Annotated in this window: 17 protein-coding genes; 10 read left to right on the top strand and 7 right to left on the bottom strand. The window is 62.6% G+C overall.

The window, feature by feature from the left end; all coding sequences use genetic code 11:
* Positions 1 to 211: 211 nt before the first annotated feature.
* Positions 212 to 1,831, bottom strand: a complete 1,620-nt coding sequence (locus ACOVQ0_RS01260) for a GMC family oxidoreductase (RefSeq protein WP_421879105.1) — start codon at positions 1,829 to 1,831, stop codon at positions 212 to 214.
* A 131-nt stretch (positions 1,832 to 1,962) separates the two neighbouring features.
* Between ACOVQ0_RS01260 and ACOVQ0_RS01265 the strand changes: the two genes are divergently transcribed.
* The 7 genes from ACOVQ0_RS01265 to ACOVQ0_RS01295 are packed head-to-tail and all read left to right on the top strand — an operon-like array spanning position 1,963 to position 8,720.
* The gene (locus ACOVQ0_RS01265) at positions 1,963 to 2,358 is read left to right on the top strand and encodes a Zn-ribbon domain-containing OB-fold protein (protein ID WP_421879107.1); all 396 of its coding nucleotides are present in this window, start codon (positions 1,963 to 1,965) and stop codon (positions 2,356 to 2,358) included.
* Positions 2,355 to 3,506 carry a thiolase family protein gene (locus ACOVQ0_RS01270; protein ID WP_421879110.1) on the top strand — a complete coding sequence of 384 codons (1,152 nt, stop codon included), beginning with the start codon at positions 2,355 to 2,357 and terminating at the stop codon, positions 3,504 to 3,506. Before ACOVQ0_RS01265 ends, ACOVQ0_RS01270 begins: the two co-directional genes overlap by 4 nt.
* Before the next feature lie 6 nt (positions 3,507 to 3,512).
* Positions 3,513 to 4,727, top strand: a complete 1,215-nt coding sequence (locus tag ACOVQ0_RS01275) for an acyl-CoA dehydrogenase family protein (protein ID WP_421879113.1) — start codon at positions 3,513 to 3,515, stop codon at positions 4,725 to 4,727.
* A 12-nt stretch (positions 4,728 to 4,739) separates the two neighbouring features.
* Positions 4,740 to 5,714 (top strand): thiamine pyrophosphate-dependent dehydrogenase E1 component subunit alpha, encoded by a 975-nt coding sequence (locus tag ACOVQ0_RS01280; protein ID WP_421879116.1) that lies wholly within the window; start codon positions 4,740 to 4,742, stop codon positions 5,712 to 5,714.
* A 17-nt stretch (positions 5,715 to 5,731) separates the two neighbouring features.
* Positions 5,732 to 6,745, top strand: a complete 1,014-nt coding sequence (locus tag ACOVQ0_RS01285; protein WP_421879119.1) for an alpha-ketoacid dehydrogenase subunit beta — start codon at positions 5,732 to 5,734, stop codon at positions 6,743 to 6,745.
* An 11-nt stretch (positions 6,746 to 6,756) separates the two neighbouring features.
* The gene (locus ACOVQ0_RS01290) at positions 6,757 to 8,193 is read left to right on the top strand and encodes a dihydrolipoamide acetyltransferase family protein (RefSeq protein ID WP_421879123.1); all 1,437 of its coding nucleotides are present in this window, start codon (positions 6,757 to 6,759) and stop codon (positions 8,191 to 8,193) included.
* Positions 8,190 to 8,720, top strand: a complete 531-nt coding sequence (locus ACOVQ0_RS01295; RefSeq protein WP_421879125.1) for a VOC family protein — start codon at positions 8,190 to 8,192, stop codon at positions 8,718 to 8,720. Before ACOVQ0_RS01290 ends, ACOVQ0_RS01295 begins: the two co-directional genes overlap by 4 nt.
* 6 nt (positions 8,721 to 8,726) lie before the next feature.
* Here the strand turns inward: ACOVQ0_RS01295 and folD are convergent, their stop codons facing one another.
* The 5 genes from folD to ACOVQ0_RS01320 form a co-directional block, all read right to left on the bottom strand.
* Positions 8,727 to 9,590, bottom strand: a complete 864-nt coding sequence (gene folD / locus ACOVQ0_RS01300; protein ID WP_421879129.1) for a bifunctional methylenetetrahydrofolate dehydrogenase/methenyltetrahydrofolate cyclohydrolase FolD — start codon at positions 9,588 to 9,590, stop codon at positions 8,727 to 8,729.
* Positions 9,591 to 9,607: 17 nt separating this feature from the next.
* Positions 9,608 to 10,462, bottom strand: a complete 855-nt coding sequence (purU, locus tag ACOVQ0_RS01305; RefSeq protein ID WP_421879132.1) for a formyltetrahydrofolate deformylase — start codon at positions 10,460 to 10,462, stop codon at positions 9,608 to 9,610.
* Positions 10,459 to 11,301: a methylenetetrahydrofolate reductase gene (locus ACOVQ0_RS01310; protein WP_421879135.1), complete on the bottom strand. Its 843-nt coding sequence runs from the start codon at positions 11,299 to 11,301 to the stop codon at positions 10,459 to 10,461. Before ACOVQ0_RS01310 ends, purU begins: the two co-directional genes overlap by 4 nt.
* 97 nt (positions 11,302 to 11,398) lie before the next feature.
* Entirely contained in the window at positions 11,399 to 12,727 is a 1,329-nt protein-coding gene (locus ACOVQ0_RS01315) for an aminomethyl transferase family protein (RefSeq protein WP_421879139.1), read from the bottom strand.
* A gap of 101 nt (positions 12,728 to 12,828) precedes the next feature.
* Entirely contained in the window at positions 12,829 to 13,701 is an 873-nt protein-coding gene (locus ACOVQ0_RS01320; RefSeq protein ID WP_421879142.1) for a LysR family transcriptional regulator, read from the bottom strand.
* A gap of 155 nt (positions 13,702 to 13,856) precedes the next feature.
* Between ACOVQ0_RS01320 and ACOVQ0_RS01325 the strand changes: the two genes are divergently transcribed.
* The 3 genes from ACOVQ0_RS01325 (at position 13,857) to ACOVQ0_RS01335 (ending at position 17,527) form a co-directional block, all read left to right on the top strand.
* Complete coding sequence (locus ACOVQ0_RS01325; RefSeq protein WP_421879145.1) at positions 13,857 to 14,930, top strand: lactonase family protein; 1,074 nt, start codon at positions 13,857 to 13,859, stop codon at positions 14,928 to 14,930.
* A gap of 94 nt (positions 14,931 to 15,024) precedes the next feature.
* Positions 15,025 to 16,923 (top strand): hypothetical protein, encoded by a 1,899-nt coding sequence (locus ACOVQ0_RS01330; protein ID WP_421879149.1) that lies wholly within the window; start codon positions 15,025 to 15,027, stop codon positions 16,921 to 16,923.
* A gap of 40 nt (positions 16,924 to 16,963) precedes the next feature.
* A complete protein-coding gene (locus ACOVQ0_RS01335; protein WP_421879152.1) occupies positions 16,964 to 17,527 on the top strand; it encodes a hypothetical protein in 564 nt (187 codons plus the stop codon).
* 15 nt (positions 17,528 to 17,542) lie between these two features.
* Here ACOVQ0_RS01335 and ACOVQ0_RS01340 read toward each other — a convergent pair whose 3' ends face one another.
* Positions 17,543 to 19,234, bottom strand: coding sequence for a thiamine pyrophosphate-binding protein (locus ACOVQ0_RS01340; RefSeq protein ID WP_421879155.1), 1,692 nt, complete (start codon positions 19,232 to 19,234; stop codon positions 17,543 to 17,545).
* Positions 19,235 to 19,243 lie beyond the last annotated feature (9 nt).

Raw genomic sequence — 19,243 nt, forward strand, 5'->3', positions numbered from 1 at the left:
GATCCGGTCTTCGTGCGGCGACAGATCAGCCTGCGTGCCAACGGACATGGAACTTGCTGTCATCGCTCGATTTCGCCCCGCATGTGGTTGCTTTTGCAGCCTTGAACCTTTGCCCAAGACCCACGCCTGCGGCAAGCGATGCACCATGCCAAGCGCAGCGCAAGCGGCTTGGCCGCTGCGCCGAATATCCGCCAGCCGGAAATTCAATCCGTTACCGCGCGTCCTCAAGGATCAGCGCGCCTGCGCGGTAGCCCAGCGCCATTGCGGGCGCATTGGTGTTGCCGGTGACGTGGCCCGGCATGACCGAGCAATCGACGACGCGCAACGCCTCCACGCCGCGCACCCGCAGCCGGGGATCGACCACGGCATCGGCATCGCTGCCCATGCGGCAAGACCCGAGGGCGTGCAGGCCGCAACTGGCGAGACGGCGGAAGGCATCGAGCAGCGCCTCATCGCTTTCCACGCCTGCGCCGGGGATCATCTCTTCGCCCACCACATCTGCCAGCGGGGCCGCGCGCACGAATTCGCGCATCTTGCGCGCCATCGCCACGGCGGATTTGCGATCGTGTTCGGTCGAAAGCCAGTTCGGCAGGATGACGGGCGCTGTGGCTGCATCCGGCCCGCCCGCGCGCACCGAAGCCTCGCTCGTCAGCCGCAGGAGCTGGCCATAGATCGTCATGCCGGGCTGGCGCGAAATCTTGTCGAGCGGCACCGGGTTGCCATCGTCAGCCACTTCGAATGTATAGCCGCCCAGATAGAGCTGCGCATCGACGCGGCCATCGGGATGCGCCACGTTGCAGAACGCGCCCACTTCGAATGGTCCGGTGGCCATGATGCCCCCGCGCGTGATGAAATAGCGCGCGACTGCGGCGGCAAGGCCGGGGCCACGCAACAGCCCGCCGGTGCCGCGTTCACCCACCAGCCGGTGCGGCATGGAAAAGCCCAGATGCTCCACCATGCGTTCGCCCACGTCGGGCGATTGCACGAGGGGATCGATGCCCACCGCCTTCAGCCGCGCGCCATCGCCAATGCCCGAACGCTGCAACAGCAGCGGGCTTTCCATCGCGCCGCCGCTGACGATAACCTCGCCCGCGCAGGCAAAGCGGCGCAGCGCGCCATTCACCCGTGCCTCAACAGCCACGGCGCGGCCCTGTTCGATCACCACACGTTCGGCAATCGCGCCGGTCACCACTTCCACATTCGCCCGCTTGCGCGCGGCAGCAAGGAACGTGCGCCCCGAACTCTGCCGTCGCCCCTTGCGGATGTTGTGGCTGTAAAGCCCCACGCGCTCACCACCGCGTTCATTCAGGTCGGCCACGCGCGCCATGCCGCACACCTCGCCCGCTGCGATCATGCGTTCGGCCAGCGGATAGGTGTAGATCGCCGGATCGACATGGACCAGTCCGCCGCTGCCGCGCATCGGCCCCGGCCCTGCCGCGTGATCTTCCAGCGCAAGGAACGCCTTGGTCATCGCCGCGCCGTTCCACCCGGTCGCGCCCAACGCTTCCCATGCGTCATAGTCTGCCGGTTCGCCCCGGCTCCAGATCATGCCGTTCACGGCTGACGATCCGCCCAGCCCTTTGCCCCTGATCCACACTTCGTTGGCAGGCATTCCTTCGGCACGAGGCTGGCTGACAGGATAGGCCCAGATATGATCGGGATTGGTCACCAGTTTGGCCACGCCTTTGGGCAAGGTCACCCAGAAGCCATCGTTTTCGCCGCCCGCTTCCAGCACCAGCACTTTGTGCTTTCCGTCCGCGCTCAATCGTTCGGCCACCACGCAGCCTGCCGATCCTGCACCGACAACGATATAGTCCCACGCTTCTGCCATATCACATCCCTCTCTTTTCGCGCGTTCTGGCACACTGGCAAAAGGGACAACCCTAGCGTTTTGCAGAGTCGGCAAACCGCTCGTCCGCGCGTCTAGTGGCAAAAACCGGAATCGGACGGATCGGGAGAGAAATGCGCGTTATTGCCGAAGGGCTTGTTACCGAAGACACCCCGCCCAGCCTGATCGGCGGGCGTGAGCGCGAGACTGGCCGCGTGGTATTCCCCTGCCCTCCCGGTGAACGGTACGAACCTGTTGCCCTTTCGCGCACCGGCACGCTGTGGTCCTATACCATCCAGCGTTACCGCCCCAAATCGCCGCCCTATGCCGGGCCGGAAGCCTTCCGTCCGTGGGCCGTTGCCTATGTCGAACTGCCGGGTGAAGTGATTGTGGAATCGCGGCTCACTGATGTGGCTTTCGAAGACATCCGCATTGGAATGCCGCTGGAACTGACGATGATCCCGCTCGATCCCGATGCTGTGGATTCCGTGCTGATCCCCGCCTTCAAGCCCGCAGGAGAAAGCGCATGAGCGGCGACGTTTGCATCGTAGGCGTCGGCATCCATCCCTTTGGCCGCACCGATGGGCTTTCGGGCCTTGAACAGGGCGTATTCGCCGTGCGCGAAGCGCTGGCCGATGCCGGGATCGACTGGCCGCAAGTGCAATTTGCCTATGGCAGTTCGGATTCGGCGGGCAATCCCGATACGATGGTGGACCGCCTTGGCCTGACGGGCGTGCAGTTCATCAACGTGCGCAATGGCTGCGCGGCGGGCGGATCGGCGCTGTTTTCGGCGCAGATGGCGATCAAGAGCGGCGAGTTTGACATCGGCCTTGCCGTGGGCTTCGACAAGCATCCGCGCGGCGCGTTCAACGCTCTGCCATCGGAATACAACCTGCCCGACTGGTACGGTGATGCGGGCTACATGATCACAACGCAGTTCTTTGCGGCCAAGATCATGCGGTACATGCACGAACACGGCATCAGCAAAACCACGCTAGCGCGCGTGGCCAACAAGGCATTCCGCAACGCCGTTCACGCCCCCCACGCTTGGCGGCGCGAACCGGTGGACATCAAGACGATCCTCGACGCGCCGCTGGTTTCGGACCCCTATACCAAATACATGTTCTGCTCTCCGGCAGAGGGCGGCGTGGCGCTGATCCTTGCCAGCGAAAAGAAGGCGCGCGAACTGGGCAAGCCGCTGGTCCGGCTGAAAGCTGCGACCATGCGCACCCGTCCGCCCAAATCGTTCGAGGTCTTTGCCCCTTCGATCGATATCGGCGGTGGCACCGCCACGGCCACGCGCATTGCCAGCGCCGATGCCTTCCGCATGGCCGGGATCGGACCTGAGGACATCGCGCTGGCGCAGTTGCAGGATACCGAATGCGGCGCTGAAATCATGCACATGGCCGAAAACGGGTTCTGCCAGAACGGTGATCAGGAAGCGTGGCTGGCCGAAGGCCGGACCGAAATCGGCGGCGCGCTGCCGGTCAACACCGATGGCGGCTGCCTGGCCTGTGGTGAGCCGATTGGCGCATCGGGCCTGCGGCAGGTCTATGAAAACGTCATCCAGCTCCGTGGGCATGGCGGCGGTCGGCAGGTTCAGGGCAATCCCAAGACCGCCTACAGCCATGTCTATGGCGCACCGGGCGTCTCTGCTGTTACGATCCTTGAGCGTTGAGTTACGATGGATATTGATCTCTCCCCCGAAGAACTGGCCTTTCGCGACGAAGTGCGCGCCTTTCTGGCCGAAAACCTGCCTGCCGAGGTAAAGGACGGCGCGGCCTCTTCGCCCACCGTCTTTGTCGAACCCGACATCGGCCAGCGCTGGAACGCGGTTCTGGCTGAAAAGGGCTGGCTGGGGTATCAGTGGCCCAAGGATGTTGGCGGCACGGGCTGGACGCCGACGCAGCGCTATATCTTTGAAAAGGAATGCGCGCTTGCGGGTGCGCCAAACCTTACGGTGCTGGGCCTCAAGCTCGTTGCTCCGGTGATCTACACGTTCGGCACGCCCGAACAGAAGGCCAAGTACTTGCCCCGCATCCTTTCGGGCGAGGATTACTGGTGCCAGGGCTTTTCCGAACCCGGCAGTGGATCGGACCTTGCCAGCCTGCAATGCCGCGCGGTGCTGTCTGCCGATGGCACGCATTATGTGCTGAACGGATCGAAGATCTGGACGACGCACGCGCACTGGGCGAACCGGATGTTCGCGCTGGTCCGCACCAACCCGGAAGTGAAGAAGCAGGCCGGGATCACGTTCCTGCTGGTCGACATGAACCAGCCCGGCGTCACCGTTTCGCCGCTGCTGACGCTGGCGGGCGATCACGAGGTCAATCAGGTCTTCCTTGAAGACGTGATCGTGCCGGTGGAAGATCGCGTGGCCGAAGAGGGCGATGGCTGGAAGCTGGCCAAGTTCCTGCTGGAAAACGAACGCGGCGGATCATGCCATTCGCCCAAGCTGGAATACGATCTGACCCAGATCGAACGCGCTGCCGCTGACGAACCTGACGGGCGCGGTGGCAAGCTGGCCGACGATACCGACTGGAAGCGCCGCGTTGCCAAGGTGCGCCTCGGCATCCAGAGCCTTGAGATGATCGAGCTGAAGATCCTGTCGGAAGTGGCCAAGGGCCGCCCGCCGGGACCGCAGACATCGCTGTGCAAGCTGCTGGCATCGAACCTGCGGCAGGATGTCGATCTGCTGGCGGTTGATCTCTATGGCGCGGCGGGCCTGCAGCTTGATTTCGCACGGCCGTTCTATGGCGACAACGCGCCAGAAGCGATCCATTCAAAGGCTGCGCAAGTTGCTTCGGCACGCTATCTCAACAGCCGTGCCTGGACCATTTTCGGCGGAACCAACGAAGTGCAGATGGGCATCATCGCCCGCACTGTGCTTGGTCTATAAAGGGAAAGAAGGATGCAACTGAGCCGCGAGGCGCTACTGCGCGCCTATCGCCAGATGAAGGTGATCCGCGAATTCGAGGAACGCCTCCACGTCGATATCCAGACCGGTGAAATCGCCGGGTTCACGCACCTTTACTGCGGGCAGGAAGCCGTTGCAGTGGGCGTGTGCGAACATCTTTCGGTCGAGGACAAGATCGTCTCCACCCATCGCGGCCACGGCCACTGCCTTGCCAAGGGCTGTGACGTGAACGGCATGATGAAGGAAATCTGGGGCAGCCGCGAAGGCCTGTGCAAGGGCAAGGGCGGTTCCATGCACATTGCCGATATCGACAAGGGCATGTTGGGCGCCAACGGCATCGTCGGCGCGGGCGCGCCAATCGCCGTGGGCGCGGGCATTTCGTGCAAGATCGATGGCAAGGGCCACGTCGCCATCACCTTTTCGGGCGACGGCGCGTGCAACCAGGGCACGACGTTCGAAGCCATGAACATGGCCGTGGTGACCAAGGCCGCCACGATCTTCGTGTTTGAAAACAACCACTATTCCGAACACACCGGGTTCGAATACGCGGTCGGCACAAACAAGGACATCGCCAGCCGCGCCGAAGCCTTCGGCATGAAGGTGTGGCGCGGTGACGGCACCGATTTCTTCAGCGTGTTCGAAACCATGCGCGAAGTGCTGGAATACGTGCGCGTGCCCGGCAACGGTCCGGCTGCGGTCGAGTTCGACACCGAACGCTTCTTCGGCCACTTCGAAGGCGATCCGCAGCGCTATCGCGGCCCCGGCGAACTTGATCGCATCCGGGCAGAGCGTGACTGCCTGAAGAAGTTCCGCGACAGCGTGACGCAGGCAAAGCTGCTGACCCATGAAGACCTCGACGCGCTCGACGCCGAAGTGCTGGAAGCCATCGAGGAATCCGTGCGGCAGGCAAAGGCCGCTGACCGACCCACCGCCGAAGACGTCCTGACCGACGTCTACATTTCGTATTGAGCGGGAGCGACACGACAATGGCAAAGATGATGTATCGCGACGCCGTCGTATCGACGATCGCAGAAGAAATGGAGCGCGACGAGAACGTCGTGTGCCTGGGCGAAGATATCGTTGGCGGCATGGGCACGCCCGGCGGGCCTGAAGCCATCGGCGGCATCTGGTCCACCTCCACCGGCTTGTTCGGCAAGTTCGGCGCGGATCGCGTGATCGACACCCCGATTTCGGAAAGCGCCATCATGGGCGCGGCAGCAGGCCTTGCGCTTTCGGGCAAACGGCCGATTGCCGAACTGATGTTTGCCGACTTTATCGGCGTGTCGCTGGACCAGATCTGGAACCAGTTGGCCAAGTTCCGCTATATGTTCGGCGGCAAGACCAAGTGCCCTGCGGTCATCCGCATGGCCTATGGCGCAGGGTATAACGCGGCGGCACAGCACAGCCAGGCCGTCCACCAGATCCTCACCGGGATGCCCGGCCTCAAAGTGGTCATGCCCACCACGCCGGCTGACGTGAAGGGCCTGCTGCGCACCGCGATCCGCGATGACGATCCGGTGATTTTCCTTGAACACAAGGCACTTTACGGCGTTTCGGGCGAAGTGCCGGATGACCCGGACTACATGATCCCCTTCGGCCACGCCCGCCTTTCGCGCGCAGGGCAGGATGTGACGATCGTGTCCACCGGCCTGCTGCTGGGCTTTTGTGAAGCGGTGGCCGACAAGCTGGCCGCAGAGGGCATCGGCTGCGACGTTATCGACCTGCGCACCACCAGCCCGATTGACGAGGAAACCATCCTCGATTCCGTGGAAGTGACCGGACGCCTGATCGTGGTCGATGAAGCGCCGCCGCGTTGCAGCCTTGGCGCCGATATCTGCGCGATGGTCGCCGAAAAGGCCTTTGCCAGCCTCAAGGCTCCGCCGCTGTCGGTCAACCCGCCGCACACCCCCATCCCGTTCGCGCGTGAGCTGGAATCTGCCTACCTCCCCTCGGTCGACAAGATCGAAGCGGCGGTGCGCAAGGTTCTAGGTTATCGCTGAGGAGCCGGAACATGGCCAATATCCGCCCGTTCTGTATGCCCAAGTGGGGCATCGAAATGACCGAGGGCACCATCGCCGAATGGATGGTCAAGGAAGGCGACGCCTTTACCAAGGGGCAAGTCCTGTGCCTGATCGAAACCGCCAAGATCACCAACGAGGTCGAAGCGGAATACGATGCGGTCCTGAAGCGCCTGCTGACGCCTGCCAGCGATGAAGCCCACCCGGTTGGCGCGCTGCTGGGCGTCTTTGCCGATGCCGACACCACCGATGCCGAAGTCGACGAGTTCATCGCAGGGTTCAAGCCCGCCGAAACCTCGGTCGCGGCCAAGGGTGGCGGCGGTTCTGCTCCCGCCCCGGCGCCAGCCGCAGCCCCCGCTGCGGCGCCAGCCCGCACGCCCACCAAAATCGTCACCAACCGCGCGATCAGCCCGGAAGCGCTGAAGCTGGCCGAAGCCGAAGGCGTGGACATCGAACCCATCGCCGGATCGGGTCGCAACGGGCGCATCACCTATCAGGATGTGGTGCAGGCGCTCCGCCCGGAACGCGCCGTGTCGTACAAGGGCAGCGCGCAACTGGTGGAGGACACGGCGGAAGCCTTCGCATCCCCCCTCGCCCGCCGCATCGCCGCCCAACACGGCATTGCGCTTGGCACGATCAAGGGCACCGGGGCGCGTGGCCGCATCTCGAAAGCTGACGTTCTGGCGCTGGTCAAGCCGACCACGGCGGCGGCACCCGTCTTCGGCGCAGCGTTCGAACTGGTGGCAAACCAGCCCACGGTTCAGCCGTTCGACAAGGTGCGCAAGGTTGTGGCCAAGCGCCTGACCGAAGCAAAGCAGACCATCCCGCACTTCTACCTGCGCGTTTCGGCGGCGGTCGATGAACTGGTGGCCCTGCGCAAGACCGCCAATCTGGTGCTCGGCACGAAAGCGTCGATCAACGATTACATCGTCAAGGCGGTGGCGCTGGCACTGGTGAAGCACCCGGACGTCAACGTGCAGGTGCATGGCGACAGCGTCCACAGCTTCCCTCATGCCGACGTGGCGATTGCAGTGGCCAGCCCCAAGGGCCTTGTCACCCCGATCGTGCGGCAGGCTGACCGGATGCACATTGCCCAGATCGCGGCCACCACCCGCGCGCTGATCGACAAGGCGCAGGCCGGCAAGCTGGGGTATGAGGATATGGACGGCGGCACTTTCTCCGTCTCAAACCTCGGCATGTTCGGGATCGAGAATTTCGACGCGATCATCAACCCGCCGCAGGGTGCGATCCTTGCCGTGGGCGGCGTGAACCGCGTAGCCGTGGAAGCGGATAACGGCGATATCGCCTTCGAAAGCCGCATCCAGCTTACCATGTCGGTCGATCACCGCGCCATCGACGGCGCATTGGGCGCGCAGTTCCTGCAAACGCTGAAAGGCCTGCTCGAAGCGCCGGAAGGACTGTTCGCATGACCCGCGCCATTACCAAACTCGGCCCCGTCGGCCAGCTCGCCTATCTGCCCACCGATTTCGATGCGGCAGTTCGCTACTGGACCGAAACGATGGGCGTCGGCCCGTTCTACCTGATGGAGAACGTGGCCCTCGGGCATTGCAAATACAAAGGCGTGCCGACGGCTGCGGTCTTCTCCATCGCCATCGCCTATTGGGGTGACGTGCAGATCGAACTGATCCGCGCGGAAAACGCCGAACCTTCGATCTACACCGGCGAGTATGCCGTGACAGACCGCCTGCACCACATCTGCATCTTCGTCGATTCCATCGCCGAAGCCCGCGCGGCCTGTGCCGAAGCGGGCGCAGAGATACTCGTCGAAGGCACCGTGGGCGCCGATGGCGAAGTGATCTATGTGGACGCAGGGGAAGGCCCCGGCCACGTGATCGAACTGCTCCAGAACATGACCGGCGCCGATGCCATCTTCCAGATGATCAAGGACGCTTCGCTGGACTGGGACGGTTCGGAACCGCTGCGGAAATTGGGTTGATCGACTTCACGGCATCGCACCGCGCGATGCCGTGACCGTATTGGACAGCAGACAGGCAATCGTCATCGGCCCCACGCCGCCAGGCACGGGCGTTACTGCCGCAGCATGGGCCATCTCGTCTATCGCGGCATCGCCTACCAGGCGGTCTTTCCGGCCATCCTGCCCCGGAACGCGGGTAATGCCCACGTCGATCACGATGGCACCTTCGCGTATCCAGAACCCGCGCACCAACCGGGGCGAACCTGCCGCCGCGATGACGATATCGGCCTGCCGCGCGATTTCGGGCAGCCCCCGCGTTTCGATGTGCGTCACCGTTACGGTCGCCTCACGCTCAAGCAGCAACATCGCTATCGGCTTGCCCACGATATTGGATTTGCCGATCACGACCGCGTTCAAGCCGCGATAGTCATCCACCACGGTATCCAGCAGTTTCATCACACCCAGCGGCGTACAGGGAACCAGCCCGCCAGTGCCGGTTGAAAGCCGCCCGACATTCACCGGGTGGAAGCCATCGACGTCCTTGGCCGGATCGATGGCGCCCAGCACGCGCGCAGGATCGATCTGCGGCGGCAACGGAACCTGCACAAGGATGCCGTGGATCGCGCGATCGCCGTTCAGCGCCGCAATCAATGCCAGCACTTCGGCTTCCGAACAATCGTGCGGCAGGCGATGTTCAAAGCTGGTGATGCCGACACGCGCGCACCCCTTGATCTTGCGCGCAACATAGACCTCGCTCGCCGGATCGTTGCCGACGAGGATCACCGCAAGCCCCGGCACAATGCCGTGGCGTGATTTCAGCTCCGCAGCCTCCGCCGCCGTCTGCGCATCAAGACTGCGGGCGAGCGCCGAGCCATCAATGATCCTTGCCATCTGCCTTGCCCCGCGCCTCAGCCACCGAAGACGACTGTGCGGTGCCCGTTCAGGAACACGCGGTCTTCCAGATGCGCCTTCACCGCACGCGCCAGCACGCGGCGTTCGACATCGCGCCCCTTGGCAACAAGGTCTTCCGGCATGGCGCGGTGGGATACCACTTCGACATCCTGCGCGATGATCGGGCCTTCATCGAGATCGGCGGTAACGTAATGGCCGGTTGCCCCGATCATCTTCACGCCACGATCGAACGCCTGATGATACGGCTTGGCTCCTTTGAAGCCCGGCAGGAAGCTGTGATGAATGTTGATGCAGCGCCCTGAAAGAAAGCGGGCCATATCATCGGACAAAATCTGCATATAGCGCGCCAGCACCACCAGTTCGGCACCGCTTGCCGTGACGATGCGCTTTACATCGGCCTCTTGCGCGGCTTTCGTATCGCGGGTGATCGGGCAGTGGTGGAACGGGATGCGATCCAGCATCCGGGGATGATCGCCATCGCGCGGATGGTTGGATACGATGCCGACCACGTCCATCGCCATTTCGCCAATGCGCTTGCGATAGAGCAGATCGACAAGACAGTGGTCGAACTTCGAAACCATGATCAGCACCTTGGGCGCAATCGCGGTATCACGCAGCTTCCATTCCATGCCATATTGCGTGGCGACCGGGCCGAAGCCTTCGCGCAGGCTTTCGCAGGCGTGCCCCGCCGGATCGAACACGATGCGCATGAAAAAGCGCTGGTTCGAACGATCATCGAACTGCTCCGCATCAAGGATGTTGCAACCCGCAGCGGCAAGATTGCCGGTTACGGCAGCCACAATGCCGGGCTGGTCGTTGCACGAGAGGCTAAGGATGAACTCGCGGTTCATGCGGGAATACCTTCTTTTCTGGCATAGTCGGCAATCCAGTCGGCAGTCGCATCAAGGCCGCCGAAAGGATAGAAATGGAGGGCAAGGTTGGCCGCACTATCGCGGGAAAGGCCCTGCTCCAGTTCGGAAACGAGGCGATCCGGCCCCGCCAGCCCCATCAGTTTGCCCAGCGAAATGCCGTATTTCCTGAGCACGGCTGTCGTCGCGCCAACGCCGCAGAATGCGGCATAGCGCATCAGGCGGCGGACGCCCGCAGGCCCCGGCACGCCAAGGCGGACGGGGATGGCAATCCCGCGTTCGCGCAAGCCGCCGTACCAGCCAAGCAAGGCCTGCGCATCGAACGAAAACTGCGTGACCAGCGCAGGAGCCATCCCCCGCGTGCCGATGTCATCGATTTTCCGGTCCATGAACGCGGCCAGTTGGCTGGCGTCCAGCACGGGATGGCCTTCGGGATGGCCCGCAATGCCGACAGATTCGATCCCGTTGCGTTCGAAAATGCCCGTGCGCAACATCGAAAGCGTATCTTCGAACGGTCCTTCGGGCCGGGCGGGATCGCCCGCCACAAGAAACACGCGCTTTACGCCTGCATCGCGGGCGCAGCGTTCCACCATGCCGGACAGTTCGGCCATGCTGCGGATACGGCGTGCCGAGATATGGGGCATCGGTTCGAAACCCAGTGACCGGACATGACATGCTGCGGCGATGCGGCCTTCCATGTCCTCGTTGGGCAGAAACGCTACGGCAATCTGCGTGCCCGGCGCAATGCGGCCAGCCGCATTGTCCAGTTCGGGGCGTTCTTTCGCCGTCATTTCCAGCGAGTAGTCTTGAAGTATAGGCACGTGTCTGCTCCCTCCCCAGGCGCTGCCGCCGGGGTGCACGGAAACGAACCGATGCGCGCGGGGGAGCGGTCAGGCCCGCTGCCCCGCTCTGGCGCGATCAGTCCTTACGGTATGCGCTGCGCGCGTGATCGTTGAACGGCGATGCCGCGATGGTCGCCTTGATCCTCTTGAAGCCGAAGTCTCCATCGGGATCATGTCCGGCGCCGGGATGTTCGCCGATGACGATTTCCACTTCGGTTCCGGGGGTTGCCTGCGCATGATTTACCAGACCCAGCGAAAGCAGATTTTCGATCGGGCCGATCATGCCGGTCTGGAAGGTCATGCCAACCATCTCGCCACCTGCCTCAACGCGATAGCGGGCGTAGTTGTTGAGATAATCGAAATCGCCCAGCGCATCGCGCACCGCGGCCTGGTCATATACGAAGGTCACGCGCTGGCGCGGGGTATTGCCCTGCGCGGCTTCCAGCGCATCGCGACCGTAGAAATCATGGTTGAAGGCGATGGATTTGCCATAGCCCAGTTCGAACGGCGAAACGTAGTAGTCCTCGATATTGGGTGAAAAGAAGCTGCCATGCAGCGGCTTCTGCCCTTCATAGGAAAAGACGTTCAGCCATTCGCGGTAACCCTGAAGTTCGGGATCGGTAAAGATGCCGGGCGTCGGCGTGGGTATCCAACCGCTTTCGATGCCGTTGGTGTAATAGGCCTTGCCGCCAACGTGGGCGATGCCGAACTCCTCACCAGCTTTGAGCATGGCCGCCTTGACGTGCGCCGCATCTTCCCACCGACCGATGAATTCATAGCCCGGCATCCCCGCCATGCCGTGCCGGAAAGCGCGGAAGTGGCGGCCGTCCAGTTCGACCGGCGTCGAATGGAAGAACTTCGTCTTGGGCAGCGGACCGCCGAACAGCTTTTCCGTCAGCGCCAGTGCGTGTGGCCCCTGAAGTTGGAAGCGGAAGATCATCGGATCGCCTTGCTTGCGCAGCCCGGAATCGGGATCGACCGTCAATTCGACATCGTAGCGGCCCTTTTCCGCATGATAGCGCAGCCAGCTTTGCGAAGCGGGAACGCCGCTCAGATTATAGCGCTCTTCGCCATCGCGCATGATGATGCCATCGGTCACGATGTGGCCCTCGCGCGTTACCGGCACGAATTGCTTGGCCTGACCGATCACGAAATTTTCGTAATTGTTGGCACTGTAGTCCATAAGCAGACGCAGCGCATCGGGGCCTTCGATCCACAGATCCCACATATGATGGGACAGATCGCTGAGCGCCACGGCATTGCGCCATGCGAGCTGCTCTGCGCGCCAGCCGATATATTCAGGCTCGATCACCGGCACACGCCATGCGGCGGCATTCGGCTTCCAGACGAGGTTTACCGGCGATCCGGCTTCGTCGATGGCGGCTTGCAGACTTTTCGGTTGCATCTTGTGATCCTCATCCGGTGGTTATGAGGATCGTCATAAGGCGTCCACTGTCGCCGATAGAGAGGCAATACCGCAATCTCTTGGTGCGGAATCCGCACCAATCAATCAGGTCTTTTCTGGAACCAGTCATCCAGCCAGCCGATGAAGGCGCGGATGCGGCGCGGCATCTGGCCGCCGGGGGCAGAGGCGACATAAAGCGGGCGCTGCGCTATTTTCTCGTCAGAAAGGATCGGCACAACCGTCCCTTCGCCAAGGAAGCGCGCTGCAACGGTCTGCGGCACAAGTGCGATGCCAAGCCCGGCCGTGGCGGCGCTGCACAGCGCAAACACGCTGTTGGTGGTGCAGCGCACGTTATGACGCGAGGATACTTTCAGACCGCTGGCGAACTCCCAGTCCGCTTCACCCGATTTGACCAGCAGATCGTGTTCCCGCAGCGCTTCGGGCGATGCCGGTATGCCCCGGCGTGCAATGTAATCCTGCGATGCGATCAGGCAGAATCCGATCTCCCCGATCTTCTTCACCCTGATTTCGGAATCGCGCAGGGCATTCGGCTGGATGCACAGGTCGTATCCCTGCTCGAGAAAGGCATGGGGATTGGTCGAAGGCTCTTCGAACTGCACGCGGATGCGCACGTCGGGATGTTCGACGCAGAAACTTGCCGCGGCTTCCGAAAGACCGAAGCTGCCGAGCCAGATGGGGCAGAGGATGGCAATTTCGCCGCGCACCTGGTTGCGGCTTGCGGCGATTTCATCCTCGCCTGTGGCGATATCGGCCAGCACTCTGGAACAGAGCGCCATGTAATCGTAACCGATGGGCGTGAGCGTGACCGCCCGCGTCGTGCGGTGCAGCAGGCGGCCGCCAAGGTAGCCTTCAAGGTCGGCAATGTGCCGCGAAACCAGCGTGCGGGAAAGGCCCAGCTCATCGGCTGCCGCGCTGAAGCTGGACAGGCGGGCCACGGCAAGAAAGCTCTTCATCGTCAGCAAACGATCCATGATCGACTGGCTACACCAGACTTCATGCCCACACCACGGCGCAGAGGTGCTCGCATTGCATTCCAATCGCCCAAGGTGGGATTTGAATAGGCGGACGCTTCACGCCATGCCTTAAGACGGCAGGCAAGGAGAGAGGCGTGACCGCGCAGGCTTTGCATTTCTATATCGGAACCCAGGGCGATGGTCCGGGCCTTGGCGTCTTCCACGGCACGCTCCACCCCGAAACCGGCGACATGGCGTTGCTGGGCCTTGCGGCGCAAGTGCGCCGCCCCACATGGCTCGAACCCGATCACGCACGGGGCCTGCTTTTCGCGGTGAGCGAGATCGGCAACAAGGGCGAATGCGAAGGCGAAGTGTTCAGCTTCGCCCTTGGCGAATCCGATGCGCCGCTGAGGCAGATCGGGCACCAGTCCGCGATTGGCGGGGGCACCACACACTTGTGCATCGACCCGTCAGGCGAGGTGCTGTTTTCGGCAAATTTCGGCGGCGGGCAGGCTTCACGCATCACCATCGGCACGGACGGAACGCTCGGCCCGACTACATTATCGGCACCGCATTCCGGCTCTGGCCCGCACCTACGCCAGAACAAGCCGCACCCGCATGGCGTGGCACTCAGCCCCGATCGCAAGTTCCTGCTGGTGCCTGACATGGGCAACGACCGGATCATGATCCACGCGTTGTCGCCCTCCGGCTTTGCCGATACTGCCCCGACCGAACACCCCCTGCCCGCAGGCTCCGGCCCCAGACTGGCACTGTTCGGGCCGGGCGGGCGATACCTCTATCTGCTCAGCGAACTGTCGGCCGAAGTGTTCGTGCTGGAATGGAACAGCGCCACCGGCACCCTGCGCGATGTGGCGCGCGTGGCGCTGGACCACCCCGATGCCGAAGGAGGGGCGAGCGCAGCAGCCTTCGTCCTGTCAGCCGATGGCCGAAATCTCTACGCTTCCAACCGGCGCAGCCACACGATCTGCACTTTTGCGATAGACCCGCAATCCCGCCTGCCAACGCTGATCCAATCCATCTCCTGCGGCGGTGAACGCCCTTGGGGCGCGGCGCTTTCGCCAGACCAGCGCTGGCTTCTGGTGGCCAATCAGGCGAGCGATACGGTCTGCGCATTCCAGCGATCACCCGAATATGGAACGCTCGAACCCGTAGGCGGCGCAACGATCAGCGTGCCTATGCCCACGCACATCGCATTTGCAGCAGCCTGAAGAGATTGCTTGCTAAAACCATTTTTAGATATATCTTAGACACATCTTAATTCACAGAGAGTCGAGCCATGCGGTTCGAACAGGAGAATATGAAATGACGCAGATTGCAGGACAGCAAGGCGCTGCCGGATCGGGCACGACCGAAAAGAAGGGCGTGTTCCTGATGAACCGCATCGGGCCGTCCAATTCGGCGCTGTGGATCGCGGATGCAGTGACAGGTGAAGAACGCCCGCTTCTGGCCGAACCCCGGTTCGACTATCACGGTTCAATCTCGCCGGATGGACAGTGGGTGTCTTTCACGTCGGAACGCAACGGCGATGGCAACGCCGATATCTTCCGCTGCCGGATGGATGGCAGCGACCTGCAACCGGTGGTGGAAACGCCATCGGTCGAAGACGTTCTCGTGCTCTCGCCCGATGGCACCAAGGGCGCCTATGTTTCCACCGCGAACGGTTATGTCGCCAATATCTGGGTGATCGACCTTGCCAGCGGCGTGCGCACGCAGCTCACGTTCGGCGAAGCAAAGACCGCCGCCAGCCTGCATGACAGCCCCGAAGGCAGCTTCCGCCCGGCGTGGTCGCCCGATGGCCAATGGATCGCTTTTGCATCGGATCGCGAAACCGACTGGTATGGCCATTCCGACGGTCATGGCTGGGAGCATACGCAGGAACTCGGCATCTGGATCATGCGCGCCGATGGCAGCGAACAGCGCCGCATCGTGCACCAGAAGGACTGGACTTATGGTTCGCCCAAGTGGTCACCCGATGGCACGCGCCTCGTCTTCTATTCGATGCACCGCGAACACACCTGGGGTTCGCGCCGCCCGGAATGGATCGGGCGGGTAAAGTCCGAAATCGTTTCGGTCGATGCGTTTACCGGTGAAAACATGGTCCACCACACCGATGGGCCGGACCTGAAGCTGTGTCCCCAGTTCCATCCGAACGGCAAGGATGTTTTCTATTACATCAAGGCTGGCGGCGGCGCGCCCGGCAACATGCGCGGCACCGATCAGGCATGGATTCAGGCCGACGTGCCAACCGGCCTCTATTGCACCGATGGCCGCGAGCCGATCCTGCGCCAATTGCGTTCACCGTGCTGGTCCGCCAATGGCACGAAAGTGGTCTACGAAAAGGTGGACTTCAAGTTTCGTGGGCAGGGCGATGCCCTGTTCAGTTGGGACGAAGAATGGGATTACCGCAACACCGACGTTTATCCCGTGCTTTCGCGCCAGGGCCGCGTGGCCATTACCGAAAAGCAGCAGGGCTGTTCGTCCATTGTCACCTGCAAGCCCGATGGCACTGACAAGTTCCTTGTCTTTGACGCATCGAAGGCAGGCCTTGATCCGCTGCAAAACAAGAAGGGCCTTGCCGGTGCCTTCCAGCCCGCATGGTCACCCGATGGCCAATGGATCGCGTTCGGCATCGGGCCGTGGTTCGATGCCCGCGCCACTGGCAAATCAAAGATCATGCGCGCCCGCGCCGATGGCTCCTTTGCCGAAGCGCTGACCGATGGGTCCACCCATGTCGGCTTCCCCAGCTATTCCGCCGATGGCCGTTATGTGGTGTTCCGGCAGTGGGAAAAGGACGATTGGGGCCTGCGCATCATCGATGTGGAAACGCGCGAAATCCGCGTGCTGACCACCGAAATCGACAACATGCCCGGCTGGTCGCCCGATGGCGAACGTATCGTGTTCACCCGCCAGTTCGGCCCGGCGCACTATCACGTCTGCACCATCCGCCCGGACGGCACCGACTTTCAGCAGTTGACCGAAACCCGCGCCAGCGACGGGCACGGCGTGTGGATGTACGATGGGCGCATCGGCTATTCCACGGGCCTGTATGGCTTCCGCGATGAAGCGGCGATCTATGACTTCACCTTCCAGCCCTATGGCCAGATCATGGTGATGGATGCTGATGGATCGAACAAGCGGCTGGTTTCGGACAGCCTGTGGGAAGATTCGATGCCCTGTTATGTGCCGAAGGAATTCCTCTAGGACAGAAGGCATTGCGGAGTCGGCCTTCCCCGGTTCCGCAATGCTGCACAGGGGTTCGCCGGTGAATGACGCGCCACACCCACCTGGCGCAGCGGGTATCCACGCGCTGCACAAGGTTCATCACGATCAGAGCGAAGCGGCACGGCACCGGCTGCAGGAAAGGCTGGAACAGGCCGCGCGATCAGATGGCTTCATCCTTGCCACAGCCATCAAGCTGACGCTGATCGATGGCGACTATCTGGCTTCACACATCGCCTTTGCCAGCGCGCCGCACCGTGATGCCTGGAGAGCCGAAGCCGCGCGGGGTGATGTGCTTGGCGAAAGGATTACGGACGGACCGGTCGCATGGATCGACTTTACCGGCATTGGACCCGCGATCGCCAAGCCTGCGCCTCCGCCCAAGTGGAAAATGGCCATCCTGTCATGGCTCACGATTTTCCCGACGCTTACGACCTTTCTGATACTGACCTCGCCCTACCTGCACAGTCTCCATCTCGTCGGCCGGATATTCATCAACACTGTCCTGATTGCCCCGCTGATGACGTGGGTGCTGATGCCGACGATGACCCGCATTTTCCGCCCTTGGCTCCACGCCAGCCGATAATGTCAGCGCGGCGGATCATCCCATCCACTGGCTGACCGGCACGGCGGATTCCTCCAGCGGTTGGGCAATCACATCCACCAGCGCTGGCCCATCGTGCCGCACGGCAGCGCGGATCGCAGCATCCACTTCAGCCGGATCGGAAACCATCCACGCCTTCATGCCATAGGCCCGCGCGATGGCAGCATGATCGGTGCGGGTGAAATTGACAGAGAAATAGCGCTGGTCATAGCCGCTTTTCTGGCTGGCCTTGATCCAGCCATAGGATGCGTTGGAAAACACGATGATCGCCACCGGGATGCCATAGCGGACCAGCGTTTCCAGTTCGCCCACGCAAAAGCCGAAGCTGCCATCGCCCATCGCGGCGACCACCTGCGAAGACGGGCTGCCGTGCCATGCCCCGATTGCCGCCGCCAACGAAAAGCCCAGCGCCCCGTGCGCGCGATTGGTGATGAAGCGTCGGCCAGCGCCGTTGAATTCGAAATGGCCGGAGAAATAGGGACAGGGCGTGCCCGGGTCGGCCACGATGATCGCATCGTCGGCCAAGGCGGACTGCAACGCGGCAATGACCCGCTCTGGCCGGATCGGGCGCTCTTCGGAACGGGCCAGCCGAAGGAAATTTTCGCGTTTGCGCTGACGCAGGACCAGCAACCGCTCTGCCGCACCTGTATTGCGCACCTTGCCGGAAAGCTGCCGTGAAAGCTCGGCATAAAGCGCATCGAGGCACAACCGCGCATCGCCTACCAGCGCCGCCTCGCACCGATAGTTCGCGCCTATGACCATCGGATCGACATCGATATGCACGATGCGCACGTCCCTGCCCGGCACGACGCCGTGTTCGGTGGTGGTCGAACCCGCCCGACAGCCGATGAACACCACCAGATCGGCCGCCGCAACGATTTCGCGCGTCTCCGGTGTGCCGCCATTGGTGCCCACGACGCCCACGGACAGCGGATGACTGTCCGCAATCGCGCCGTGCCCGCTGACAGTCGATGCCACCGGCGCATCCAGCAGTTCGGCAATCGTTGCAAGCTGTGCGCAAGCGCCTGAAATGATTACGCCCCCACCCGCGATGAACACCGGTTTTTGTGCGGAAAGCAGCGCTTCTGCTGCGGCTTGCACGCAAGCAACATTCGGCCCGGTGCGATACGCCGGAAAGCGCGCATGTTCGGCCTGCGCCCATACCGTACTTTCATCCACCAGTTGCTTCTGCAGATCATAAGGCAGGCCGATATGCGCCGCGCCGGGGCGGCCCGTGGTGATCGTGCGGAAGGCCTTGCGGAACATGTCGGGGATGTGGCCCACGTGATCTGCCACACCGTTCCATTTGGTCAGCGGCGCAAACAACCCCTTCTGATCGAGTTCCGTCAGCGGATAGCGTCCACGCGCCGTAACCGGCACGTCCGACGTGATAGAAAGCAGCGCGACCGAGCTTTCGTTCGCCTCGATCACACCGGGCAGGATATAGGTCGCGCCGCCTCCACTCGGCCCTTCGCACACGCCGGGTTTGCCGGTTATCCGGGCATAGGCATCGGCCATATAGGCGGCATGGCGTTCATCGCGCGTCAGCACATGGGTGATGCCGTGATCCAGCCGGGCGAGCGCATCGTAAAAAGGCAGGCTGGTATCGCCGCACAGGCCAAAGACATGCGTCACGCCATGCGCCTGCAGCATCCGAACTGCGGCTTCTGCACCGGTTATCTGGGTCATAAAACTCGC

This window comes from Novosphingobium sp. (assembly GCF_049240505.1).
GTDB lineage: Bacteria > Pseudomonadota > Alphaproteobacteria > Sphingomonadales > Sphingomonadaceae > Novosphingobium.